Origin of the sequence: Caulobacter sp. Root655 (assembly GCF_001427665.1) — a bacterium.
In the GTDB taxonomy this organism is placed as follows: Bacteria; Pseudomonadota; Alphaproteobacteria; order Caulobacterales; family Caulobacteraceae; genus Caulobacter.
Genome location: NZ_LMHC01000024.1, coordinates 125,995 through 150,914, shown reverse-complemented (window position 1 = coordinate 150,914; position 24,920 = coordinate 125,995). Strand labels below are relative to the sequence as shown.

Here is a 24,920-nt window from a genome sequence, read left to right as displayed (position 1 = left end):
CGTGAAACGTCTCTTCGACGTGGCGGCCTCGGGCGCGGCCCTGCTGGTGCTGGCCGCGCCGCTGCTGATCCTGGCGGCGATCGTGCGCTTGAGTTCACCGGGGCCGGCCCTCTACTGGTCGCAGCGGGTGGGGCGCGACAACCGGCTGTTCTCGATGCCCAAGTTCCGGACCATGCGGATCGACACGCCCGAGGTCGCCACCCATTTGCTGGATGACCCCGACTGCTGGTTGACGCCGCCGGGGGCTTTGCTGCGCAAGACCAGTCTCGACGAGCTGCCGCAACTGTGGAGCGTACTGGTCGGGGACATGAGCCTGGTCGGGCCGAGGCCGGCCCTGTTCAACCAGCATGACCTGGTGGCCCTGCGCACCGAGGCCGGCGTCGAGGTTCTTCGTCCCGGCGTAACCGGCTGGGCGCAGATCAACGGCCGGGACGAGATCGCCATTCCCCAGAAGGTGGCCCTGGACGCCGAATACCTCCAGCGGCAGGGGTTCCTGTTCGACCTGAGAATCCTGCTGGCCACCGTGGCGCCGGTGGTGACGGGCAAGGGCGTGACGCGGTAGATTCCTCGACCAAATCCCGTTGTCATCCCGGCTGTAGCGAAGCGAAAGGCCGGGACCCAGGGCGACCGCGGTGCGCCGGCCCCTGGGTCCCGGACAGCCTCTGCGAGGCTTCCGGGATGACAACCAGAGGGAATTAACCGAGTTCGGCGTAAGCCGTCTCCAGCGCCGCCACGAACACCGGGTTGCCTGCCAACGCCCGGCTGAACACCGGCTCCAGCTTCAGGAACTGGCCGACGTCGGCGTGGGCGTCGCCGGTACAGGCGGCCGCCGTTTCGACCAGGCGACCGGCCAGCGGATCGACGATCGCCACGCCCTCGGCGGCGCGGCGGCGCACGAAGTGCATCCAGGCGGCCAGGGGCAGGGCGAGGCGGTCGACCGGGCGGCCGGCGGCCAAGGCGTCGGCGACCGTGCCGAGGATGCGGAACGGCAGCTTCTGCGAACCGTCCCAGGCGATCTGGGCCAGCAGGTGGCGGATTTCGGGATTGCGGAACCGGCCGAGGATCGCCTGGGCGTAGGCGGCCAGGTCCAGGCCGCGCGGGGCGGTCAGGGTCGGGATGATGTCCTGGACCATCAGGTCCTCGGCGATCCTGGCCAGGTCCGGGTCGCTGATCGCCTCGAACACCGTCTCAAAGCCCTTCAGCAAGCCGACATAGGCGATGGTCGAGTGCACGCCGTTCAGCAGCCGCAGCTTGGCGCGTTCGAAGCCGCGCACGTCGTCGGTCAGGGTGACGCCGACGCTGGCCAGGTCGGGCGCGCCCCCCTTCGCCGAAGCATCGCCCAGCACGTCCTCGACCACCCATTGGGTGAAGGCCTCGCGCTGGATCGGCCAGGCGTCGGTCAGGCCGGTGGCGGCTTCGACCCGGGCCCGCAGGGCGTCGTCGGTGGCGGGGGTGATGCTGTCGACCATGGTGCGCGGGAAGCGGGCTTCGGTCTCGATCCACGCGGCCAGGACCGGGTCCACGGCCTGGGCGAAGGCCACGGTCGCCGCCTTCAGCCGCCAGCCATTGTCGGCGAGGTTGTCGCAAGCCACCACGGCGTAGGGGGCCAGGCCAGCCTGATGGCGGCGGCGCAGGCCCTCGACGATGTAGCCGATGGCGCTGACCGGCTCGCGCGGGCTGGCCAGGTCATGGACGATGTCGGGGTGGGCGGTGTCGAGCTTGCCGTCGCCGGTCAGGCAATAGCCCTTCTCGGTGACGGTCAGGGTGACCATGCGCGTATGCGGCGCGGCCAGGCGGGCGAACACGGCCGGCGGGTCCTCGGGCGCGACCAGCACCTCGAGGATCGATCCCACGACGCGGAAAGTGGTCTCGGCGTCGAGCTGGGCCAGGGTGTAGAGGCCGTCCTGCGGTCGCAGGGCATCGCGGACGCCGGGGCTCTTCAGCGACACGGCGCTGATCCCCCAGCGCGGGTCCTTGGCCAGCAATTGGTCGAAATAGAAGGCCTGGTGGGCGCGGTGGAAGGCGCCGGGGCCGAAGTGCACGACACCGACCGTGACCTTGTCGCGGTCATAGGCGGGCAGGGCGACGCCGGGAATGGCGGCGGGAAAGCTGACGGCGTTCAGGCGCAGCGGGCGGGAGAGCGTTTGGGTCGTCAAAGCGTTACACCTGTCTTCCAGATGGCGATTTCGCGTTCGCCGTTGAGTTCGGCCTTGGTCGGCTGGCCCGAGGCCGTGGCCACCACCAGATCCATCAGGGAGTCGGCCGCCGCGTCCATGGTCTGGCCTGACAGCACGACACCGGCGTCGAAGTCGATCCAGCCAGGCTTGCGGACGGCCAGGGCGCTGTTGGACGCGATCTTCAGGGTGGGGGCGGGGAAGCCCAGCGGCGTGCCGCGCCCAGTGGTGAACAGGATCACGGTCGCCCCCGCCGCCGTCAGGGCGGTGGACGAGACCGCGTCGTTGCCGGGCGCCTCCAGCAGGGTCAGGCCGTGCGGCCCCACCTGCTCGCCGTAGCGCAACACCGAGGCCAGGGGCGAGCGTCCGCCCTTCTGCACCGCGCCCAGGGACTTTTCCTCGAGGGTGGTGATGCCGCCGGCGATGTTGCCGGGCGAGGGGTTTTCGTAGATCGGCTGGTGGTTGTCGATGAAGTAGCGCTTGAAGTCGTCGATCACCCGCACCGCGCCGTCGAACACATCCTGGCTGGCGGCGCGCGACAACAGCACCTGCTCGGCCCCGAACACCTCGGGGATCTCGGTGAGCACCGGCGTGCCGCCGGCGTCGGAGACCTTGTCGGCGATGCGCCCGACCAGCGGGTTGGCGGTGACGCCGGAGAACCCGTCCGACCCGCCGCACTTGAGGCCGACCACCAGGTCCGACAGCGGTGAGGGCGCGCGGCGGTCGCGTTCGGCGATCTCGACCAGGGCCTCGATGGCCGCCAGGCCGTCCTCGAACTCGTCCTCGACCATCTGGGTGGTGAAGGACCGCAGGCGCTGAGGATCCAGGCCCGGCGCCGAGTCCAGCAGGGCCTTCAGCTGGTTGTTCTCGCAGCCCAGGCCGAGAATCAGCACGCCGCCGGCGTTGGGATGGGCGGCCAGGCCGGCGATCAGCTTGCGGGTATGGGTCAGGTCGTCGCCCAACTGCGAGCAGCCGAACGGGTGGGGGAAGGCGAACACTCCGTCGACGCGGCCGGCGAATCGGGCGTTGGCTTTCTCGGCGATCCGCCGTGCGGTGTTGGCCACGCAGCCGACGGTGCACAGCACCCAAATCTCGTTGCGGGTGCCGACCCGGCCGTTCCCGCGGCGATAGCCCAGGAAGGTCCCGGCGGGCGGGGTGTCATGGGCGGCCGGAACGGACGCGGCATAGACGAAATCCTCGACGCCCGACAGTCGCGTCTCGACATTGTGGACGTGCACATGGTCGCCGACCGCGATGTCGGCCGTGGCCCGGCCGATCGGCCAGCCGTATTTCAGCACGTCGCCGCCGGAGGCCACGGCCGCCACGGCGATCTTGTGGCCCTTGGGGATGTCGGCGCGGGCGGTGATCGCGACGCCGTGCAGGTCGAGAGTCTCGCCGGCCGCCAGGTCGCGCAACGCCGTCGCCACGTGGTCGCGCGGATCGACGCCGTGGATCGATTCGGAGGGGGTGGAGGTCGGTTCAGTCATCAAAGTCTTGGTCATCGCGACGTTTCGTGTTGCCATCCTCGTCAGTGCGCCGAGGAAACCGGTGTCACCATAGAGCAATTACGCCTGTCAGGGCATCTGTAGCGAGGCCGCCCTCGGTAGAGTATGACAAAACAGAACAACGATCGCCGCATGGAAACGCCTTGACCTTGTCCAAGCCCCCCCTGACGGCCGCCGACAACGCGGAATTCGACACCGACCGCGAAGGCGGGGGCCTCGAAGGCGGGCGCAAGCGCGCCACGATCAACGACATCGCCCGTCTGGCCGGGGTGTCCAAGAAGACCGTCTCGCGAGTCATCAACCAGTCGCCGTTCGTACGCGACGAGACGCGCGAGCGGATCGAGGCGGTGATCGCCGAGTGGGGCTACGCTCCCGACCCCCAGGCTCGGGGGCTGGCGTTCCGCCGCTCGTTCCTGATCGGCATGATCTACGACAACCCCAACCCGCAATATGTCGTCAACATGCAGCTGGGCCTGCTGGACGGCATCCGGGGTTCGGGGTTCGAGCTGGTGGTCCACCCTTGCGACCGCTCCAGCCCGACCTTCCTGCTGGACGTGCGCACCTTCGTGGAGCGCCAGAAGCTGTTCGGCGTCGTGCTGCCGCCGTCGGTTTCGGAAGACGAGCGGGTGGCCAAGCTGCTGCGCGAGATCGGCTGCGAATATATCCGCATCGCCTCGGTCGAACTGGACGCGCCCGAGCACATGATTGTCGGCCATGACCGGCTGGGCAGCGAGGCCATGGGGCAGCACCTGGTCGAGTTGGGCCACAAGAAGATCGGCTTCATCACCGGCCTGCCCAGCTTCCGATCGTCGCACGAGCGGCGAGGGGGCTTCGAGGACGCCCTGACCAAGGGCGGCCTGAAACTGGATCCCGACTACGTCGTGCAGGGCGCCTACACTTTCGAGTCGGGCCTGGCTTGCGGCGAGGCGCTGCTGGCCAAGACCCCGCGGCCGACCGCGATCTTCGCCGGCAACGACGAAATGGCCGCCGGCGTGCTGCAGGCGGCGCGTCGCGCGGGCCTGCAGGTGCCGGCCGACCTGACCGTGGTCGGGTTCGACGACTTCCAGATCGCCCAAGCCGTCTGGCCGCCGCTGACGACCATCCATATCCCGACCCGGGAAGTGGGGCGGATCGCCGCCGAGAAGCTGATCGGCGCCGCGGCGCGCGAGAAGCGCGACCCCAACAGCACGATCCCCTATCTTGTCGTTCGCGAGTCGTCCGGTCCCCCGCCCTCGGTATAGGGTGGGGCGAGCCCCTGCGGCTTGCATCATGTCATGACACCGGTTACCAAGCGCGTCGAAGCGGCCCGCGAAGGCCGTCGGCGGATTAGGGAGTAGAGAGCAGCCATGGCTCGGCCTCTGGTATTTCACGAAGACCGCCTGTTTCCCGCCGACGAGCGGACGCGGGGCATCGCCCGGGCGCTGTACGGGCAGGTCAAGGACCTGCCGATCATCAGCCCGCACGGCCATACCGACCCGTCGTGGTTCGCGACCAACGATCCGTTCGAGGACGCCACCGACCTGCTGCTGGCGCCCGACCACTACCTGTTCCGCATGCTCTACAGTCAGGGGGTCTCGCTCGAGAGCCTCAAGGTGCGCTCCAAGGCCGGCGTCCCGGGCACCGATCCGCGCGCCGCCTGGCGGCTGCTGGCGCAGAACTTCCACCTGTTCCGCGGCACGCCGTCGTGGATCTGGCTGAACCACGTGTTCAGCAAGGTATTCGGCTTCGACGTCTTCCTGGGCGCCGACACCGCCGACCTCTATTTCGACAGGATCAACGAGGCCCTGGCCACCGAGGCCTTCCGCCCGCGCGCCCTGTTCGACCGCTTCAACATCGAGACCCTGGCCACCACCGAGGGCCCGCAGGACAGCCTCAAGCACCACCACGCCATCCGTGAGAGCGGTTGGGGCGGTCATGTGATCACCGCCTATCGCCCCGACGCCGTCATCGATTTCGAGGACGAGCGCTTCGGCCGCGCGTTCGACCGCTTCGCCGAGGTCTCGGGCCAGGACGTCACCAGCTGGCGGGGCTATCTGGAGGGCCACCGCGTCCGCCGGGCCGCCTTCATCGACGCCGGCGCCACGTCCAGCGACCACGGCCACCCGACCGCCGCCACCGCCGACCTCAGCGACATCGAGGCCGAGGCCCTGTTCCAGAGCCTGCTGAAGGGCGAGGTCACCCCGGCCAAGGCCGAACTGTTCCGCGCCCAGATGCTGACCGAGATGGCCAAGATGAGCCTGGACGACGGGCTGGTCATGCAGATCCACCCCGGCTCGCACCGCAACCACAATGTCAGCCTGCTGGCCAGCCATGGCCGCGACAAGGGCGCCGACATCCCGATGCGCACCGAATATGTCGATGCGCTGAAACCTTTGCTCTCCAAGTTTGGCGCCGACCCGCGCCTGTCGATCATCCTCTTCACCCTGGACGAGACGGTCTACAGCCGCGAACTGGCCCCGCTGGCCGGCCATTATCCGGTGCTTAAGCTGGGCCCATCCTGGTGGTTCCACGACAGCCCCGAGGGCATGATGCGGTTCCGCGAGCAGGTCACCGAGACGGCGGGTTTCTACAACACCGTCGGCTTCAACGACGACACCCGCGCCTTCCTGTCGATCCCGGCCCGCCACGACGTGGCCCGCCGCGTCGACAGCGCCTTCCTGGCCCGGATGGTCGCCGAACATCGCATGGACGATGTCGAGGCCGCCGAACTGATCGTCGACCTGACCTACAACCTGCCCAAGCGGGCCTACAAACTCGATCAACCGCGACCGGCGCCCACGCCGGCCGCCGCCAAGCACGCCGCCGACTAGATTTTCCGGAGCTTCCTGATGTTCGCCAAGACCTACCACGCCACCCACCCCGACATGATGTACGCGGTCAGCAACGACGACCTGCGTGATCGCTACCTGATGCAGGGCCTGTTCGCGGCCGACGAGATCGTGCTGCAGTACAACCATGCCGAACGCTTCGTGATCGGCGGCGCGGCCCCGGTCTCCAAGGGCGTCAAGCTGCCCGACCAGACCGAGCCCGCCTCGGCGGCCGGCCACCCGTTCCTGGAGCGTCGTGAGCTGGGCGCCATCAATGTCGGTGGCGGCAAGGGCAAGGTCACGGTCGACGGCGTCGTCTACGACATCGAGCCGCGTGACGGCATCTACGTGACCATGGGCGCCAAGGACGTGGTGTTCGAGAGCGTCGACGCCGCCAACCCGGCCCGCTTCTATCTCACCAGCCTGCCGGCCCACGCCGCCTTCGAGACCAAGAAGCTGGAATTCGCCAACGCCGTTCCGCTGGAGCGCGGCGCGCTGGAGACCTCCAACGAGCGCACCATCTACCAATACATCGTGCCGACCACCTGCAAGTCGGCCCAGTTGCTGCTGGGCATGACGGTGCTGAAGCCGGGCAGCGTCTGGAACACCATGCCGCCCCACCTGCACGACCGCCGGTCGGAAGCCTATTTCTACTTCGGTCTCGGCGAAAACGACCGGGTGTTCCACTACATGGGCGAGCCGGACGAGATGCGTCACATCGTGATCGCCGACCAGGAAGCGGTGATGAGCCCGCCGTGGTCGATCCACATGGGCTCGGGCACCTCGAACTACACGTTCATCTGGGCGATGGGCGGCGAGAACCTCGACTATACCGACATGAACGTGCTGGACATCTGCCAGCTGAAGTAGGAGCGAAGGCTCCCGCGCTTTTCCCGTGTCATCCCGGGCGAAGCGCAGCGAAGACCCGGGACCCAGGAGCCGCGCGCGCCGCCCCTGGGTCCCGGACAGCGGCTTCGCCGCTTCCGGGATGACAACAATTTGGATCAGGAAAACAGCACCATGGCCCATTCGTTCAGCCTCGAAGGCAAGGTCGCCCTCGTCACCGGCGCCAACACCGGTCTTGGCCAGGCCGTGGCCGTGGCCCTCGCCGAAGCCGGCGCCAATGTCGCCGCCGCCGGCCGCAGCGCGCCGACCCAGACCCAAGCCCTGGTCGAGGCGACCGGCCGCGAGTTCCTGTCGATCCAGGCTGACTTCGGCTCGATCGAGCCCGTGCAGCGCGTTGTCGACGAGACGGTCGCCGCGTTCGGCAAGGTCGACATCCTGGTCAACAACGCCGGCATCATCCGCCGCGCCGACAGCATCGAGTTCTCTGAGGCCGACTGGGATGCGGTGATGGACACCAACCTGAAGTCGGTGTTCTTCCTGACCCAGGCCTTCGCCAAGCAGGTGCTCAAGCAGGGCGGGCAGGGCAGCATCGGCAAGGTCATCAACATCGCCAGCCTGCTGTCCTTCCAGGGCGGCATCCGCGTGCCCAGCTACACAGCCAGCAAGAGCGGCCTGGCGGGCCTGACCAAGATCCTGGCCAACGAGTGGGCGTCCAAGGGCATCAACGTCAACGCCATCGCCCCGGGCTATTTCGACACCAACAACACCGAGGCCCTGCGCAACGACGCCGACCGCAACGCCTCGATCCTGGCCCGCATCCCGGCCGGCCGCTGGGGCCAGCCAGGCGACCTGGGCGGGGCCGCGGTGTTCCTGGCCTCGTCGGCCGCCGACTACGTCCAGGGCATCACCTTGCCCGTCGATGGCGGCTGGTTGGCCCGCTAGGGAATATTTCTGCGCCAAACGGCGTTTGGTACCGCAACCATGCCGCTCGCCGCCTTTTCGCGATGCACAAAGCGCGGTAAGGGCGCCGCTACGGCAGCGAGGGCTAACGCCCTCCCGCCGTTTCGTACGTTTCTTACCTGATGAGCCGTCGCGTCTCGCGGCGGCCGCGGAGCTTCGCGCATGCGCAACCCCCTGTCGCTCGGCCTCTCGTCGCCAGAGGGGGATCGCCCCACCAGCCGCCACGTGCGGCAGAACGCCAACCTGCTCAGCGACCTGCTGAACGAGGCCATCGCCTATCTCGACGGCGATGCCGCCGCCGAGCTGGTGGCCACGGCTCGCAAGGCCGCCTCGCAGGAAAGCTCCGACGGCGAAGCCGCGCGGCTGGACCATCTGTTCGCCGACCTGTCGAGCGACCAGGCGATCTTCCTGGCCCGGGCCCTGGCCAGCCATTCGATGCTGGCCAATATCGGCGAGGATGTCGCTGGCCGCCGCCGTCACGCCGAGGCCGACGCCCAGCCGGGCGACGAGCGTCCGCGCACCCTGGTCGACGCCGTCGAGCGGCTGATCAAGGCCGGCAAGACCAAGGCCGAGCTGACCCGGGTCCTGGCCTCGATGAACGTGGTGCCGGTGCTGACCGCCCACCCGACCGAGGTGCGCCGCCGCAGCATGGTCGACCGCGAGACCGAGATCTCGCGGCTGATGGCCCTGCGCCGCCACCACCTGCCGGCCGACCTCGACGCCGACATCCGCGAGCGGCTGTTCCGCGAGATCGCCCTGATGTGGCGCACCCGGCTGTATCGTCCCGAGCGGATCACCGTGAAGGACGAGATCCGCAACGCCCTGTCGATCGTCCGCACCTCGATCCTGCCGGCGATCATCGACCTGTACGGCGACTGGTCGCGGCAGGTCGGTGAGCATGGCCAGATGGCCCCGTTGCTGAAGATGGGCTCGTGGCTGGGCGGTGACCGCGACGGCCATCCCGGCGTCAACGGCGACACCCTGAAGCTGGCCCTGGCCTCCCAGGCCCGGGTGATCCTCGACTGGTACGCCGGCGAGGTGCGCAAGCTGTGGTCCAACCTGGCGGTTTCCACCGCCTATACGCCGGTGTCGGAAGAGGTGCTGGCCCTGGCCGCCCAGGCCAGCGACCCGTCGGTGCACCGCCTGGACGAGCCCTATCGCCTGGCGCTGGAACTGATCTTCGATCGCCTGAACGCGGTCTCCAAGAAGCTGACCGGCTCGCGGGTGATCTTCGCCACCGAGGACGCCAAGGTCGACCCCTACGGCCATCCCGAGGCCTTCGTCTCCGACCTCAAGGTCATCATCGACTCTCTGGGGCGCCACGGCGGCGAACGCCTGGTCGGTAGTTCGCTGCGCACCCTGGTTGAGGTGGCCCAGGCCTGCGGCTTCCACCTGATGAGCCTGGATCTGCGCCAGAACGCCGACGTCCACGAACGCACTCTGGACGAACTGTACCGGCGGGCCGGGGCCGGTGTGAAATACCTGGAGCTCGACGAGGAGGCCCGTTCCAAGCTGCTGATCAGCGAGCTGTCGCACCAGCGGCCGCTGGTCTCGCCATTCACCGCCTATGGCGAGGAGACCACCCGCGAGCTGGCGACCATGGAGGCCGCCGCCCAGATGGTCCGCGACTACGGTCACGGGTGCCTGGGCGCCTATGTGATCTCCAAGTCGGCGACCCTGTCGGACATCCTCGAGCCGCTGGTCCTGCTCAAGCAGGTCGGCCTGGTCTGGGGCGGTGCCGCGCCGCGCGCCTCGGTGAAGATCAGCCCGCTGTTCGAGACCATCGGCGACCTGGAGAACGGCCCCCGCGTGCTGCGCCAGTGGCTGGAGCTGCCGATCTCGCGCACCATCCTGGGCGACCGGCCGGTGCAGGAGATCATGCTCGGCTATTCCGACAGCAACAAGGACGGCGGCTACGTGGCCTCGCGGCGCGGCGTGGCGCGCGGCGCCTCGGCCCTGGCGTTCGAGGCCGAGCGCATGGGCGTGGGCCTGCAACTGTTCCACGGCCGGGGCGGCTCGGTCGGACGGGGCGGGGGGCCGGCCGCCGAGGCGGTGATGGCCCAGCCCTCGGGCACCGTCCAGGGCCGCATCCGCATGACCGAGCAGGGCGAGATGATCGCCCGCCGGTTTGGCGACCAGCCCACCGCCCGCCGCAACCTCGACGGCCTGGCCGCCGCGGTGCTGATGGCCAGCGAGCGTGAGCCTCACCGTCCCGACCCCAAGGTCGAGGCGGCGATGACCGACTTGGCGCAGGCCTCGTTCCATGGCTTCCGGGCCCTGGTGTACGACGACCCGGCCTTCGAGGATTTCTTCTGGTCGGCCACGCCGATCGGCGAGATCGTCGGCCTCAACATCGGCAGCCGGCCCGCCTCGCGCACCGCCAGCCGCAAGATCGAGGACCTGCGGGCCATCCCGTGGGTGTTCAGCTGGTCGCAGGCCCGCTTCATGCTGCCCGGCTGGTACGGCTTCGCCTCGGGCGTCGAACGGGCCGGGCTGTCGACGGGGCAGCTGCAGGACCTGGCGGGTGGCTTCGACTTCTTCGGAGCCCTGTTGTCGAACATGGAGCTGGCCCTGGCCCAGAGCCACATGGGCATCGCCGCCCGGTACATGGCCCTGTCGCCCGACAAGGCGAATGCCGAACGGATCTTCGCTGCCATCCACCGGGAGCACGACAACGCCAGCCAGATCGCCTTGGCAATCCGGGGCGGCAGCGCCTTGCTCGACAACCAGCCGGAGCTGGCGGAGTCCGTCGCCCTGGCCGGGCTGTCGGTCGATCCGCTGAACCACCTGCAGCTGGAACTGCTGACCCGCCGCCGGGCCGGCGACCAGGACGAGAACGTGCGCCTGGCCATCCAGCTGACCGTGGCCGGCATCGCGGCGGGCCTGCGCAACACCGGGTGAGGGCGGGGGCTGGATCGGGGACACACACTCACTCCACGGCGTCGCCAGACTTGGCCGCGTGCTTGCCGTGAGTGTGTGTCCCCACTCGTGTCCCCGGCTCCCGCGCGTCGTTTTCGTCAATCTTGTCAAAACACGAACACCGTTTTTAACCCGCTTGCACAAGGCGAGGCTTCGGAGTAAATTCCTCGATGACACCGGTGACAAAGTGGTCAGACCACTTTTTCTCCCGGTCTCATGACGTTTCGGACTGGTCTGCCCGGTCCCAAGCGTTCGCGGCTCTTTCTGAGTTCGCTCCTGCGCAAACTCGGGCGTCGGGCTTTGGCCCGACGCCCTTTATTTGAGGCGGCCTCAGCGCCAGGACCCGAGGCAATCGGGACGGCGCCCCGGGCGGGATGGAAACGAAGGACGATCACGAGAGAGTCATGGAATTGGCGTCGGGAATTGACGCTGGGGGAGCCTCCGGTGTGGCGTCCGCCCGCGACGCGGTCTAAACGGTCGCCCAGCGCCGATCGCGGCGAAATCTTCCACGCCGAGGCCCGCCAGCAGGGCCAGACGCAAGATCGATCCTTTGAGGAGCAGTACCGATGGTGAAAGACCGCATGGCCGTTCTGACGGCGCTGATGGACCAGGGCGTCATCCCGGTGTTCTATCACCCCGACGTCGAGGTCTGTAAGAAGGTGATCCAGGCCTGCGCCGACGGCGGCGCGCCCTGCATCGAGTTCACCAACCGCGGCGACTTCGCCAGCCACGTCTTCTACGAAGTGACCCGTCACTTCGCCTCGGCCGACCCGCGCGTGATCATGGGCGTCGGCTCGATCGTCGATGCGCCGACCGCCGGCATCTACATCGCCAACGGCGCCAAGTTCGTGGTCGGCCCGATCCTCAACGCCGACGTCGCCAAGGTCTGCAACCGCCGCAAGATCCCGTATTCGCCCGGCTGCGGCTCGGCCTCGGAAATCTCCTACGCCGAAGAACTGGGCTGCGAGATCGTCAAGGTGTTCCCCGGCTCGTCGGTCGGCGGCCCGGACTTCATCAAGGCGGTGCTGGGCCCGATGCCCTGGACCCGCATCATGCCGACCGGCGGCGTCGATCCGGACGAAGCCTCGGTCACCAAGTGGTTCGGCGCGGGCATCGTCGCCGCCGGCATGGGCTCCAAGCTGATCACCCAGGAGCTGCTCGATGCGGGCGACTACGCCGGCATTACCAAGAAGGTCCGCGAGACGGTGGACCTGATCAAGAAGGTTCGTGGAAAGGCCTGATCCCGCATGACCGATAACGTCCTCAAGATCCGCCCCGCTTCGGAAACGAAGTGGGACTGCGCCAGCTTCGGCGAAGTGATGCTGCGCTTCGACCCGGGCTTCGGCCGAGTGCGCAACAGCCGCCAGTTCCAGGTCTGGGAAGGCGGCGGCGAGTACAACGTGGCCCGCGCCTTCAACAAGTGCTGGGGCAAGCGCTCGACCGTGGTCACCGCCCTGCCGGAGAACGACCTCGGCTGGCTGGTCCAGGACCTGATCAACCAGGGCGGCGTGGACATGTCCCACGTCATCTGGCGCGACTTCGACGGCCTGGGCCGCAACACCCGGGTCGGCCTGAACTTCACCGAGAAGGGTTTCGGCGTGCGTCCCGCCCTGGGCTGTAGCGACCGGGGCCACTCGGCCGCCTCGCAGATCCGTCCCGGCGAAGTGAACTGGGAAAAGCTGTTCGGCGAGGAAGGCGTCCGCTGGTTCCACACCGGCGGCATCTTCGCGGCCCTGTCCAGCAACACCGCCGAAGCCGTGATCGAAGCGGTGGAAGTGGCCCGCAAGTACGGCACCGTGGTCTCCTACGACCTCAACTACCGGGCCTCGCTGTGGAAGAGCCAGGGCGGCAAGGCCGGCGCCCAGGTCGTCAACCGCAACATCGCCCAGTATGTCGACGTGATGATCGGCAACGAAGAAGACTTCACCGCCTGCCTGGGCTTTGAAGTCGAAGGCCTGGACGAGCACATCTCGTCGATCGATCCGGCCAACTTCAAGAAGATGATCCAGACGGCCGTCGCCCAGTTCCCCAACTTCAAGGTCGCGGCGACGACCCTGCGCAACGCCAAGACCGCCTCGATCAACGACTGGTCCGCCATCCTCTATGCCGGCGGCGAATTCTATCAGTCGATGATGCGCGAGAACCTGGAGATCTACGACCGGGTCGGCGGCGGCGACGGCTTCGCCTCCGGGCTGGCCTACGGCTTCATGGAAGGCAAGGGTCCCCAGGCCGCCGTCGAGTACGGCGCGGCTCACGGCGCCCTGGCCATGACCACCCCCGGCGACACCTCGATGGTGCGCAAGGAAGAGGTCGAGGCCGTGATGAAGGGCAAGGGCGCGCGGGTCATCCGCTAGTCCTCGACTTCGTCGCTCCAAGCAGAGCCCCTGGCCGCGAGGTCGGGGGCTTTTTGCTGGGCGTGGCCGTGCTCGTGGGGATAGAGGAGGTCCAGGCGTCGCCGGATTTCCCGCAGCACATATTCGCGCCTGCGTGGGGAAGGGCGCTTTTCCCAGGGTTCGGGCGGCTCTTGCGGCGGGCGGCGGTCGCGGGATTTGGGCATGAAGAACTCCTTTCTGATTAACGCCTCCCCCTGTGGGGGAGGTGGTCGCGCAGCGACCGGTGGGGGGAGTTTGGGGATCGTCGATCGTAGATCTGGCCATCTGCCGATCACTCCCCCCACCGTCGGCTTCGCCGACACCTCCCCCACAGGGGGAGGACTTATGAACACGACTTCGCCGCCTCACGCGGAAAGCCGCTGAAGGTGTGGGGAGGGACGCGGAGCGCCGGGCTGGGCCCGGAGTTTGATTTGGAAATACCGTTTCGACACAGACCGACGCTCCGCGCGGTGCGTTTTCCAGGAGCGTCCGGCGGGTGGCCCTCTTAAGGCCTTACCGGGTCTATGCCCCCGGCGGGCGGGCCGGGCCAACGACGTATCCCCCGCACGCCTGTCGCCCTCGCCAGCCCCGTCATGCTCCGCCGTTCCTGTCGTCCATGGGCGGCTCCCCATAGGTGGCATGCGGGTCGCGGCTCTTTCGAACCGCCGCCGACGAGCGCTACCCGCTCGACCGCACCCAAGGCCACGAAGGTCGCTGGCCACGCGCCCTCCCCATGCCTTGAGGTGGGTTGATTATGCGGGGGCGTGAGAGGGGGAGGATAAGTTGATTTTTGGCGTTGAATTCGTTGGGGAATGATGGCGGGGGCGATGGGGATAGACCAATTCCTCCCCCTGTGGGGGAGGTGTCGGCGCAGCCGACGGAGGGGGGAGGTCCACGGCCTCGACCGCCCGCAGGACCGACCTGCCCAAGCTCCCCCCACCGGCCTTCGGCCGCCTCCCCCACAGGGGGAGGACCGGTTTGGGCGTGCGCCGAGAAATTAATTTTCGCCCGCTCCGCTCGACCCATTGACGCCGGCCCGCACAGGTCCACTCTGCGTACAGATCAACTCCAGCGCGCGGCCACCCCCACCCCATGAATCCCCTGGCCGCCGCGCGGAAAGCGCGCCGTCGAGCGACGTCGCCTGACACCCTCCCGACGCCCGTTCGCGGCGGTGGACGGTGAGCGAACCGACGATCTTCTTTTCCGAGGTCAACGAACGGCAGGGCATGTTCCACCGCCGGGCCTTCCTGATGGGCGGCCTGGCCGGGGCGGGGCTGCTGGCCCTGGGCGGACGCCTGGCCCAGTTGCAGCTGGTCGAGGCGCGGCGCTACCAGAAGCTTTCGGCCGGCAACCAGTTCAACTACCGCCTGGTGTCGCCGCCGCGCGGCCAGATCCTCGACCGCAACGGCGTGTCGCTGGCCTCCAACCGTCCCAATTTCCGGCTGCTGGTCACCAAGGACAAGGGCTTCGACGCCGAGGCGACGCTGGATGAGCTGGCCCAGCTGGTGCCGATCGATCCGGCCCGCCGGACCCGCATCCTCAAGGACCTGGCCCACGCGCCGAAGAAGGCGCCGGTCGCGGTGATGGAGGACATGACCTGGGAGGAGTTTTCCCGCGTCAACATCCGCGCTCCCGAGCTGCCCAACGTGACGGCCGACATGGGCGAGGTGCGGGTCTATCCGTTCGGCGGGGCCTTCGCCCACGTGATCGGCTATGTCGCCAAGGTCTCGGACCGCGACCTGGAGAGCGCCAGGGCCGACCCCGGCCAGGACCAGGACCTGCTGCACCACCCGGGCTTCCGGATCGGCAAGCTGGGGGTGGAGAAGGCCTTCGACGCCGCCCTGCGCGGCCATGCCGGGGCGACCAAGGCCGAGGTGGACGCCCAGGGCCGCACCGTGCGCCTCGACCCCGAGGGCGACATCGCGCCGGGGCCGGGCGCCGACATCCGCCTGACCCTCGACGCCGACATTCAGAACCGCGCCCTGGAAGTGATGGGCGACGAGAGCGGGGCCATCGTGGTGATGGATTGCCGGACCGGCGACCTGCTGGCCATGGCCTCGGCCCCCAGCTTCGACGCCAACCGTTTCGTGAAGGGCCTGTCGGGGCCCGAGTACAAGGCCTTGGCCGAGTACGAGCGCAAGCCGCTGCTCGACAAGGTGATGACCGGCACCTATCCGCCCGGCTCGACCTTCAAGCCGACCGTGGCCATGGCGGCCCTGACCGCCGGGGTCGATCCGACCGAGCGGGTGCTGTGCACCGGCGGCTGGGCGTTCGGCGGCCGGGTCTGGCACTGCCACAAGAAGGGCGGCCACGGCGTGCAGGACATGCACGCCGCCATCAAGAACAGCTGCGACGTCTATTTCTACCAGATGGCCCTGCGCATCGGCCCCGACCCGATCGCGACCACCGCCAAGGCCTTCGGCTATGGCGGGACGTTCGACATCGGCATCCCCGGCCAGAAGAAGGGCCTGGTCGGCTCGCGCGAGTGGAAGCGCCAGACCTTCAAGCGCGACCCGACCTGGCATCCGGGCGACAGCGTGCCCTACGGGATCGGCCAGGGCTATATCAACGTCAACGCCCTGCAACTGGCGGTGATGACCGCGCGGCTGGCCAATGGCCGCAAGGCGCTCAATCCCCGGCTGGTCAAGTCGGTGGGCGGGGTCGAGCAGCCGCATGGCGACGCGGCGCCGGACCTGCCGTTCAGCCAGGCGCATCTCGACATCGTTCGCAACGGCATGGCGGCGGTGGCCAACGACCCGACGGGCGGGGCTTTCAAGCAGAGCCAGCTGGGCCTGGGCGACGTCAAGATGGCCGGCAAGACCGGCACCGCCCAGGTGCGCCAGTACGCGGCCGGGGCCTCGCGCGGCAACCAGGGCGTGGCCTGGAAGCTCAAGGACCACAACCTGTTCATCGCCTTCGCCCCCTACGACAACCCGCGCTACGCCCTGTCGGTGATCATCGAGCACGGCGGCCAGTTCGGCTCCAGCGCCGCGGCCCCGCGGGCGCGGGAGGTGATGCGGGTGGCGCTGCTGAAGGACCCCGAGATCCGGGCGCGGATCGAACGGCCAATGCCGATGCCCGAGGCTCCGGAGACGGAGGAGGGGGATGTGGGAGCGAGTGACGCGCCGGTGGCGGCGGACGAAGGCTGAGCTTCCCCATTATCCGCTCATCCCGGCGAAAGCCGGGACCCAAGCCGAGTCCGGAATTTCGCGCTAAGCCCTGTCTGGGCAAGCCGCTTGGGTCCCGGCTTTCGCCGGGATGAGCGGAGTATTTTGAGCGGTGGGCTACGCCCCCAGCACCCGCCCCAGCACGTCCACCACCAGTCCGTGGTCCTCGACCTGGGGCAGGCCCGAGACCGTGATCGCCCCGATGCAGCCCAGCCCCGCCAGGATCAGCGGAAAGCCGCCGCCATGGGCCGCGTGGTCCCGTAGCTGCAGGCCGTAGCGCTGCTCCAGGGTCTCGCCGGACACCTTCAGCTTCAGCCCTACCGCCAAGGTGCTGGTTCCCAGCGTCAGCACCGTGTTGCGCTTGCGGCGGACCCAGTCGGCGTTGTCGGGGCCCGCGCCGGGCAGGGCGGCGTGGAACAGTGGGCGCTCGCGCAGGCTGATGTCGATGGCCACCGGCGCGGCGCGGGCGACGGCGGCGTCGCGCAGGGCGGTTCCCAGGGTCCAGGCGGTCTCCAGGGTGAAGCGCTCGAACACCAGGGTGTTTTCCTGGATGGCGATGGCGGCCAGCAACTCGGCGTCGGTCCCATTCTTCATAGTCACAGGCGCAGCTCCCGGCCCTCGGCGGCGCTGCGGGCGGCCAGGTCGATCAGTTCCATCACCGCCAGGGCCTCTTCCGGCGGGGCGGGGTTGTCGCCATGGCCCAGCAGGGCGTCGCGGATGCCGGCGTAGTAGGCCAGGTAGTCGCCCGGCGCGCCCGCGACCACGCGGCTGGCCGTGCCTTCGCCGTCCGGCACGGTCAGGGTCCCGGGACGCGGATCGACGCCCCAGCCTTGCGAGCCCGGAATGACCCCGGCCTTCAGGGCGTTCTCCTGCGGGTCCAGGCCCTGCTTGAGGAAGCTAGCCTTGGTCCCGTGCACGGCCATGCGCAGGTCGCTGGCCACGGTCATCTGGCTGGCGTGCAGCAGCACCCGCAGGCGCGGATAGCGCAGCAGCAGGTGGAAATAGTCGGGGGCCTTGCCGCCGTCCTTCTGGATGGCGAGGTCGGCGAAGACCGAGGTGGGCGGACCGAACAGCTTCAGGGCCTGGTCGATCAGGTGCGGACCGAGGTCGAGCAGCGCCCCGGCTCCGGGAGCCTCGCGCCAGCGGTCGCGGACCACCGGGCGGAAGCGGTCGAAATGGCTCTCGTACTGGACGATCTCGCCCAGCGACCCGTCGGCGATCAGGCCCTTGAGGGTCAGGAAGTCGCTGTCCCAGCGGCGGTTGTGAAAGATGCTCAGCAGCTTGCCGGCCCGGGCGGCGTGGTCCGCGACGGCGCGGGCCTCTTCCAGGGTGACGGCGAACGGCTTGTCGATCACCACGGCTTTGCCGGCGTCCAGGGCGGCGTGGGCCTGGGGGGCGTGCAGTGGATCGGGGGTGGCGATCACCACCAGGTCGACGGCCGGGTCGGCCAGGGCGGTCGCCAGGTCGGGAACGACCTTGGCGACCGGGTGGTCGGCCAGCACCTTGACCGGGTCGCTGGAGACCACGGTGTGCAGGACCAGACCCGGGGTGGCGACGATCAGCGGCGCGTGGAAGGTCTTGCCGACGAAGCCGTAGCCGACCAGGGCGACGTGGATGGGGAGGGGGGAGGACATGGGATTCTTATAACCCTCTCCCAGCGGGAGAGGGAGGGGCCCGCGCTCGAAGAGCGTGGGAGGGTGAGGGATCACGCTGTCACCGTTTTGACGTAGCGCTCTGCCGGCACGCCGTCAGGTTCACCACCCCCTCACCCTCCCACCGCTTCGCGGCGGGCCCCTCCCTCTCCCMGYGGGAGAGGGTCTCCGCGACGACACCAAAGAAAAAGCCCCCGGCCTTCCGACCGGGGGCTCATCATCTTGAAACCGAAGCGAAGACCTAGATCTTCACCGGTTCCATCTTCGGCGTGAGGATGTGCACCACCAGCAGCGCGATCAGATAGGCGCTGCCGGCGACCAGGAAGATCGGGGTGTAGGTGCCGATCTGGTCGAGCACCTGGCCGATGTACTTGGAGAACACCATGCCGCCGAAGGCGCCGAGCATGCCGCCGATGCCGACGACGGAGCCGACGGCGCCGCGCGGGAAGACGTCGGACGGCAGGGTGTAGAGGTTGGCCGAGAAGCCCTGGTGGGCGGCGGTGGCCACCCCGATGATCAGCACCGCGACCCACAGGCTGTCGACATTGGCGGCGAACACCACCGGCGTGGCCAGCAGGGCGCAGATCAGCATGGTGGTCTTGCGGGCCCGGTTGATCGTCCAGCCCATCTTCATGAACTTGGACGACAGCCAGCCGCCGCCGACGCTGCCCACGTCGCTGAGCAGGTAGATGGCGATCAGCGGCGGGCCGAAGCTCTTGAGGTCCAGGCCGTAGCGCTTGCCCAGGAAGTCGGGCAGCCAGAACAGGAACATCCACCAGATCGGGTCGATCAGGAACTTGCCCAGGGCGAAAGCCCAGGTTTCCTTCTTGCCCAGCAGCTTGAGCCAGCCGATCTTCTCGACCGGGTCGGCCGGGTCCTGCTCGATATGGGCCAGTTCGGCCGCGCCCAGGCGCTTTTGCTCACGCGGCCGGCGATAGACGATCAGCCACAGCGGCAGCCAGACCAGGCCGGCCACGCCGGTGACGATGAAGGCCATCTGCCAGCCGAAGGCCAGCACGATGCCCGGCACCACCAGCGGGGTGACGATGGCGCCGATATTGGTGCCGGCGTTGAAGATGCCGGTGGCCAGGGCCCGTTCGTTCTTGGGGAACCACTCGGCCACCGCCTTGATGCCGCCCGGGAAGCCGCCGGCCTCGCCGATCCCCAGCCCCATGCGGGCGATGGCGAAGCCGCCGAAGCCGCGGGCCAGGGCGTGGCTGATATGGGCCACCTGCCAGATCAGGAAGGCGATGCCGAAGCCCCAGCGGGCCCCGATCTTGTCCATGATCTTGCCCCAGGCCAGATAGGCCACCGCGTAGGCCAGCTGGAAATAGAACACCAGGTCGGCGTAGTGCTTCTCGTCCCAGCCGAACTCGGTGGACAGGTCGTGCTTCAGCAACCCGATGGTCTGGCGATCGACGTAGTTGATCACCATCGCCAGGAACAGCAGGCCGACAATCACCCACCTGTACCGCCCGATCCTTTCAGAGGGGGCGGGCATCGTTGGAGCGTCCATGGACACGGCTTCCTTACCCTTGTGGTCTTGTTGTTCTTCCGGCGCCCCCGCCGGTTTTTCGTTCTTAAGCCGGAACGGCGACGCAGGCCACGCTTCCAAGCTGTCCGAAGTCTACGCGGGCGCTGTCGCCGGCCGCAATGTCATGAATGCCGGTGCTGGCGCCGGTGGTGACCAGCATGCCCTTCTTCAGCGGCCGGCCGCGCGAGGCGACGTGGCCCAGCAGGAAGGCCAGGGCCGCCAGGGGCGAGCCGGGGATCGAGAACGCGCCGCCCTTGCCGACCGATACGCCGTTGATGAAGGTCTCGGCGGGCATGTCTTCCCAGGCGATGACGCGCCAGTTCTCGATGACCGTACCGAGGATCTGGCCGTCGTTGTTGCCGAAGTCGGAGGCGACGATGGGGGGGCCGAGCTGGTTGATGGTGGCCAGCGGGCTGCCGGCGATCTCGACGCCGACGATCATCTCGCCGACATAGTCGGCGGCTTCCTCGGCGGTCCATTCGGTCTTGCCTTCGGGCGCGTCCTTGCCCAGGCGGACGATGAACTCGGCCTCGACGGCCGTGAAGCCGCCGGCGATGGCGCGGAACGGGGTGGGGGCGTCGCCCGCTTCCCAGACGTTCTTGCTGAAGATGCAGCCGGCCAGGCGCTCGGCGCCCAGGCGCTCGCGATGCTGCGGGGGCACCAGGCCCACCTTCCAGCCGACCAGTTCGTCCGGCCACGAATCGATGGCCAGGTCCTGCACGGCGTAGCCTTCGGCCATGGTCTGGGGCAGGACGCCGCCCGGATAGCCGGGAACCGACACGCCCTTCAGGCGCGCCTCGACAAACTGTGGGGCAATGGACGCCGGCGCGAACACTTCGCTCTCGGCCTCGGAAACGGTCACGCCGCGAATCCTCCCTCGCACACACACTCCCGTTCGACGGGCTTTGATCGTGCATAATGGAAACCGGTGTCATTGACAATCGGCCAACCGACACCGGTGGCCGGCGTTTGTCAGGCCTTCGATCTGGGCGTTGCCTGGCCACCATGGTCGGCCTGTCCATCCTTCACCGCCTGGCCAGGCTGGGCCGGGGGAACCCTGAACGCTCCGGCGGTTTTCCGTAACGGACGAGGAGCGCGCCATGCCCCAGGGACAGCTCACCGAATATCGCCGCAAGCGCGACTTCGAGAAGACCGCCGAACCCAGCGGCGACGCGGCCGTGGCGCCGGCTCCGCACGCCCGGTTCGTGATCCAGAAGCACGACGCCACGCGGCTGCACTACGACTTCCGGCTGGAGGTCGACGGGGTGCTGAAGTCGTGGGCGGTGACACGCGGGCCGTCGCTGGACCCGGCCGACAAGCGGCTGGCGGTCGAGGTCGAGGACCATCCGCTCGACTACGGCGACTTCGAGGGCACGATCCCCAAGGGCCAGTATGGCGGCGGCACGGTGCAGCTGTGGGATCGCGGCTTCTGGGCGCCCGAGCCGGGCTTCGAAGACGTGGCCAAGGCGCTGAAGAAGGGCGAGCTGAAGTTCGTGCTCGAGGGCGGGCGGCTGCACGGCTCCTGGGTGCTGGTGCGGATGGCCTGGGACCGCGACGCCAGGGACGGCGTCAAGCGACAAGGAGGGGGAAAACGCTCCAACTGGCTGCTGATCAAGCACGAGGACGAGGCGGCGCGGCCGGGCGACGGCGCGGCGATCCTGGACGAGGACGCCTCGGTCGCCTCGGGCCGGACCATGGCCGACATCGCGGCCGGCAAGGGCCGGGGCCCCAAGCCGTTCATCCTGAAATCGAAGGGCAAGGGCGACGCGGTGTGGGAGAGCCGGACGAAGGCGGAGCGGGAGATGTTGGCCAAGGAAGCGGAGGAAACGCGGACGTTTTCAGAGCCTCCCACGTTGTCATCCCGGGCGAAGCGAAGCGCAGACCCGGGACCGACGCCAGAGCGCCGCGCTTCCGGCGGTCCCGGATCTTCGCGCTCCGCACTCGTCCGGGATGACAGCAAGAAGGGGAAGAAACTCGCCGTCCTCCCCGACTTCATCGAACCCCAGCTGTGCAAGTCCCTCGACCGTCCGCCGTCCGACCCCGGCTGGGCGCACGAGATCAAGTTCGACGGCTATCGCCTGCAACTGCGCGTCGAGGACGGCCGCGCGACCTTGCGCACCCGCAAGGGCCTGGACTGGACCGCCAGGTTCGCGGCGATCGCCAAGGCCGCCGCCGGCCTGCCCGACGCCATCCTCGACGGCGAGGTGGTGGCGCTGGACGCCGCCGGCCAGCCTCACTTCGCCGGCCTGCAGGCGGCGCTGGCGGACGGCGACACGGGTGACCTGATCTTCTTCGCCTTCGACCTTCTGGCGGAGGACGGCGAGGACCTGCGCGCCCTGCCGCTGCGCGAGCGCAAGGCCCGGCTGAAGGTGATGCTGGGGCAGGGCGACCCGCGCCTGCGCTTCGTCGACCACTTCGAGGCGGCCGGCGACGCGGTGCTGCTGTCGGCCTGCAAGCTGGAGCTGGAGGGGATCATCTCCAAGCGGCTGGACGCGCCCTATCGCAGCGGCCGCGGCGAGACCTGGACCAAGGCCAAGTGCCGGGCCGGGCACGAGGTGGTGATCGGCGGCTATACGACGACGGGCAGCGCCTTCCGCTCGCTGATCGCCGGGGTAATGCGCGACGGCAAGCTGGCGCATGTCGGCCGGGTCGGCACGGGTTTCGGCCGCGACACGGTCGAGGGCCTGCTCCCCAGGCTGAAGGCCCTGGAGACCGACACGTCGCCGTTCGAGGGCAAGGGCGCGCCACGCGGGGCCAAGAACGTCCGCTGGGTGAAGCCGGAACTGGTGGCCGAGATCGAATATGCCGGCTTTACCGCCGACGGCGCGATCCGCCAGGCCGCCTTCAAGGGGCTGCGCGAGGACAAGCCCGCCGCCGAGGTCGAGGCCGAGGTTCCGGCCAAGGCCGAGACGGCCGAGTTGGCGACGCCGACTCCGAAGGCGGTGTCCAAGGCCGGACCGGCGACGATCTCGACGGCGAAGGGCGACAGTGTCGTGCTGGGCGTGACGATCTCAAAGCCCGACAAGCCGCTGTGGCCCGACGTCGATGGAGCACCGGGCACCAAGATCGAGCTGGCTCGCTACATGGCGGCGGTCGGCGATTGGATGCTGCCGCACCTGAAGGGCCGCCCCGCCTCGATCCTCCGCGTGCCCGACGGCATCGGCGGCGAGACCTTCTTCCAGCGCCACGCGATGCGCGGGATGTCGTCGCTGATCGAGCTGGTCTCGGTGAAGGGCGACAAGCAGCCCTACCTCCAGTTCGACCGCGTCGAGGCCCTGGTCGCCGCCGCCCAGATCGCCGCCGTCGAGATCCACCCCTGGAACTGCCAGCCGGGCGATCCCGAGGTGGCCGGCCGCCTGGTCTTCGACCTCGACCCGGCCCCGGGCGTCACCTTCGACGATGTGATCGCGGGCGCGCGCGAGATCCGCGACCGGCTGGAGGAGGTGGGGCTGGTTGGCTTCTGCAAGACCACCGGCGGCAAGGGGCTGCACGTCGTCACGCCCTTGTCCGACAAGGTCCCGTGGGACGCCGCCAAGGCCTTCGCCCGCGAGGTCTGCGCCCGGATGGCCGCCGATAGCCCGGACCGGTACCTGATCACCATGAGCAAGGCGGCGCGCGAGGGGCGGATCTTCCTCGACTACCTGCGCAACGACCGCACCAGCACCGCCGTTGCGCCGCTGTCGGCTCGGGCGAGGCCCGGGGGGAGCGTATCGATGCCGCTGAACTGGACCCAGGTGAAGGCCGGGCTGGATCCCGCGCGGTTCACGATCCGCGCCGCCCCGGCCCTGATCGCCAAGAGCACGGCCTGGGCGGACTATTTCGACGCGGCCAAGCCGCTGAAGGCAGCGATCAAGCGGCTGGGGTGACCCCCGGCCTGTCATCCCGGACGAAGCGCAGCGAAGATCCGGGACCGACGCCAGGGCGCAGCGTTTCCGGCGGTCCCGGATCTTCGCGCTCCGCGCTCGTCCGGGATGACAGGAAAAATGAAGTCCCCACAACACCGCCCCACCTTCGCCCCGTCATGGTCAAGATTGGAGCGTGTCGTGGCGGCATGGTCCTCCGCGCCGCCCTGGCCCTGCTCGCCACGCTGTTCCTGACCGCCCCGTCCCAGGCCTCGTCGCCGGACGACCGTGTCGCGGCCCTGCGGCTGGTCGAGACCTCGGCGCCCGGCGACACCCTGGCCGTGCTCTATTCGGGCGACGGCGGCTGGGGGCCGCTGGACCGCGACGTCGCCAAGGTGTTGGCCAAGGGCGGCGTGCCGGTGATCGGCGTCGATTCCCTGCGCTACTTCCTGACGCCGCGCTCGCCGCAAGCCGCGGCCGACGACCTGACCGCGTCGCTGCGCCGCTACCAGCGGAGCTGGGGACGCCGCGAGGTGGTGCTGGTCGGCTACTCCTTCGGCGCCGACGCCTTGCCGGCCATCGTGCCGCGCCTGCCGCCCGACGTACGGGCCCAGGTCAAGACCATGGTGCTGATCGGAACCGGTCCCGACGGCGACCTGGCCTTCCATCTCAACAGCTGGCTGAACCGGCCGTCGGCGGACTCCTACCCGGTCGCCCCGGCCATCGAGGCGCTGAAGGGCCTGCCGATGACCTGTATCTACGGCGACAAGGAGCGGCGCGACGTCTGCGCCGACCTGCCCGCGACCACCATTCGTCAGGTCAGGCTGGCCGGAAGCCACCACTTCAATGGCGACTACGAGGCCCTGGGTCGGGCCGTCCTGCGGGCCGTTTCGCTCTAGCGGCGATGGACAGTAGAGGCTGTTTTCGCCGTGCGTCCTTCGAGGCTTCGCCTTCGGCTCGCACCTCAGGATGAGGAGCTCTGTTGCTGACTTCCTCATCCTGAGGCGCCCTCCAAGGGAGGGCCTCGAAGGACGCAGGGCGGTTCCCCAGCCGTCCATAGAACCCGGAGGCCGGCGCCCGCGCACGCCCCCGTGAGCGGATCGTGACCGGGCCCCGTCGCGCCCGAACGGATCGAAACCCCG

Annotated in this window: 18 protein-coding genes and 1 pseudogene; 12 read left to right on the top strand and 7 right to left on the bottom strand. The window is 68.8% G+C overall.

What is annotated here, in order from left to right; translation table 11 throughout:
• Window position 1: 1 nt before the first annotated feature.
• Entirely contained in the window at window positions 2–562 is a 561-nt protein-coding gene (locus ASD79_RS18545) for a sugar transferase (RefSeq protein WP_056724369.1), read from the top strand.
• 133 nt (window positions 563–695) lie between these two features.
• Here the strand turns inward: ASD79_RS18545 and ASD79_RS18540 are convergent, their stop codons facing one another.
• Both ASD79_RS18540 and ASD79_RS18535 read right to left on the bottom strand, forming a co-directional pair.
• Window positions 696–2,156 (bottom strand): mannitol dehydrogenase family protein, encoded by a 1,461-nt coding sequence (locus ASD79_RS18540; RefSeq protein ID WP_156400579.1) that lies wholly within the window; start codon window positions 2,154–2,156, stop codon window positions 696–698.
• Window positions 2,153–3,661, bottom strand: a complete 1,509-nt coding sequence (locus ASD79_RS18535) for a UxaA family hydrolase (protein ID WP_056724754.1) — start codon at window positions 3,659–3,661, stop codon at window positions 2,153–2,155. Before ASD79_RS18535 ends, ASD79_RS18540 begins: the two co-directional genes overlap by 4 nt.
• Before the next feature lie 161 nt (window positions 3,662–3,822).
• Between ASD79_RS18535 and ASD79_RS18530 the strand changes: the two genes are divergently transcribed.
• The 7 genes from ASD79_RS18530 (at window position 3,823) to ASD79_RS18500 (ending at window position 13,565) form a co-directional block, all read left to right on the top strand.
• A complete protein-coding gene (locus ASD79_RS18530) occupies window positions 3,823–4,920 on the top strand; it encodes a LacI family DNA-binding transcriptional regulator (protein WP_082585014.1) in 1,098 nt (365 codons plus the stop codon).
• Between the two features lie 105 nt (window positions 4,921–5,025).
• The gene (uxaC, locus tag ASD79_RS18525) at window positions 5,026–6,489 is read left to right on the top strand and encodes a glucuronate isomerase (RefSeq protein ID WP_056724367.1); all 1,464 of its coding nucleotides are present in this window, start codon (window positions 5,026–5,028) and stop codon (window positions 6,487–6,489) included.
• A gap of 18 nt (window positions 6,490–6,507) precedes the next feature.
• On the top strand, window positions 6,508–7,356 hold the full coding sequence (kduI, locus tag ASD79_RS18520) for a 5-dehydro-4-deoxy-D-glucuronate isomerase (RefSeq protein ID WP_056724365.1): 849 nt from the start codon (window positions 6,508–6,510) through the stop codon (window positions 7,354–7,356).
• Window positions 7,357–7,506: 150 nt separating this feature from the next.
• The gene (gene kduD / locus ASD79_RS18515) at window positions 7,507–8,274 is read left to right on the top strand and encodes a 2-dehydro-3-deoxy-D-gluconate 5-dehydrogenase KduD (protein WP_056724363.1); all 768 of its coding nucleotides are present in this window, start codon (window positions 7,507–7,509) and stop codon (window positions 8,272–8,274) included.
• 180 nt (window positions 8,275–8,454) lie between these two features.
• Window positions 8,455–11,193 carry a phosphoenolpyruvate carboxylase gene (ppc, locus tag ASD79_RS18510; RefSeq protein ID WP_056724361.1) on the top strand — a complete coding sequence of 913 codons (2,739 nt, stop codon included), beginning with the start codon at window positions 8,455–8,457 and terminating at the stop codon, window positions 11,191–11,193.
• Between the two features lie 584 nt (window positions 11,194–11,777).
• Window positions 11,778–12,452: a bifunctional 4-hydroxy-2-oxoglutarate aldolase/2-dehydro-3-deoxy-phosphogluconate aldolase gene (locus tag ASD79_RS18505; protein WP_007665729.1), complete on the top strand. Its 675-nt coding sequence runs from the start codon at window positions 11,778–11,780 to the stop codon at window positions 12,450–12,452.
• 6 nt (window positions 12,453–12,458) lie between these two features.
• The gene (locus tag ASD79_RS18500) at window positions 12,459–13,565 is read left to right on the top strand and encodes a sugar kinase (RefSeq protein WP_056724358.1); all 1,107 of its coding nucleotides are present in this window, start codon (window positions 12,459–12,461) and stop codon (window positions 13,563–13,565) included.
• On the opposite strand, the gene ASD79_RS24075 is transcribed toward ASD79_RS18500, so the two are convergent.
• The gene (locus ASD79_RS24075; RefSeq protein ID WP_156400578.1) at window positions 13,562–13,768 is read right to left on the bottom strand and encodes a hypothetical protein; all 207 of its coding nucleotides are present in this window, start codon (window positions 13,766–13,768) and stop codon (window positions 13,562–13,564) included. The two genes, ASD79_RS18500 and ASD79_RS24075, sit on opposite strands and share 4 nt — an antisense overlap.
• 993 nt (window positions 13,769–14,761) lie before the next feature.
• Here ASD79_RS24075 and mrdA point away from each other — a divergent pair.
• Window positions 14,762–16,732 (top strand): penicillin-binding protein 2, encoded by a 1,971-nt coding sequence (mrdA, locus tag ASD79_RS18495; protein WP_056724355.1) that lies wholly within the window; start codon window positions 14,762–14,764, stop codon window positions 16,730–16,732.
• 135 nt (window positions 16,733–16,867) lie between these two features.
• On the opposite strand, the gene ASD79_RS18490 is transcribed toward mrdA, so the two are convergent.
• The gene (locus tag ASD79_RS18490) at window positions 16,868–17,344 is read right to left on the bottom strand and encodes a heme-degrading domain-containing protein (protein WP_056724353.1); all 477 of its coding nucleotides are present in this window, start codon (window positions 17,342–17,344) and stop codon (window positions 16,868–16,870) included.
• 2 nt (window positions 17,345–17,346) lie between these two features.
• Window positions 17,347–18,384, bottom strand: coding sequence for an oxidoreductase (locus ASD79_RS18485; protein ID WP_056724350.1), 1,038 nt, complete (start codon window positions 18,382–18,384; stop codon window positions 17,347–17,349).
• A gap of 96 nt (window positions 18,385–18,480) precedes the next feature.
• On the opposite strand from ASD79_RS18485, the pseudogene ASD79_RS25205 reads away from it, so the two are divergent.
• Window positions 18,481–18,567 (top strand): annotated as a pseudogene (locus ASD79_RS25205) (hypothetical protein); the annotation flags it as partial.
• A gap of 76 nt (window positions 18,568–18,643) precedes the next feature.
• Here ASD79_RS25205 and ASD79_RS18480 read toward each other — a convergent pair.
• Together ASD79_RS18480 and ASD79_RS18475 are read right to left on the bottom strand one after the other, a co-directional pair.
• Window positions 18,644–19,918, bottom strand: a complete 1,275-nt coding sequence (locus ASD79_RS18480) for an MFS transporter (RefSeq protein ID WP_056724349.1) — start codon at window positions 19,916–19,918, stop codon at window positions 18,644–18,646.
• A 64-nt stretch (window positions 19,919–19,982) separates the two neighbouring features.
• A complete protein-coding gene (locus ASD79_RS18475; RefSeq protein ID WP_056724347.1) occupies window positions 19,983–20,798 on the bottom strand; it encodes a 2-keto-4-pentenoate hydratase in 816 nt (271 codons plus the stop codon).
• 238 nt (window positions 20,799–21,036) lie between these two features.
• Between ASD79_RS18475 and ligD the strand changes: the two genes are divergently transcribed.
• On the top strand, window positions 21,037–23,802 hold the full coding sequence (ligD, locus tag ASD79_RS18470; RefSeq protein ID WP_056724345.1) for a DNA ligase D: 2,766 nt from the start codon (window positions 21,037–21,039) through the stop codon (window positions 23,800–23,802).
• A gap of 185 nt (window positions 23,803–23,987) precedes the next feature.
• Window positions 23,988–24,677, top strand: a complete 690-nt coding sequence (locus ASD79_RS18465) for a virulence factor (protein ID WP_235524516.1) — start codon at window positions 23,988–23,990, stop codon at window positions 24,675–24,677.
• Window positions 24,678–24,920 lie beyond the last annotated feature (243 nt).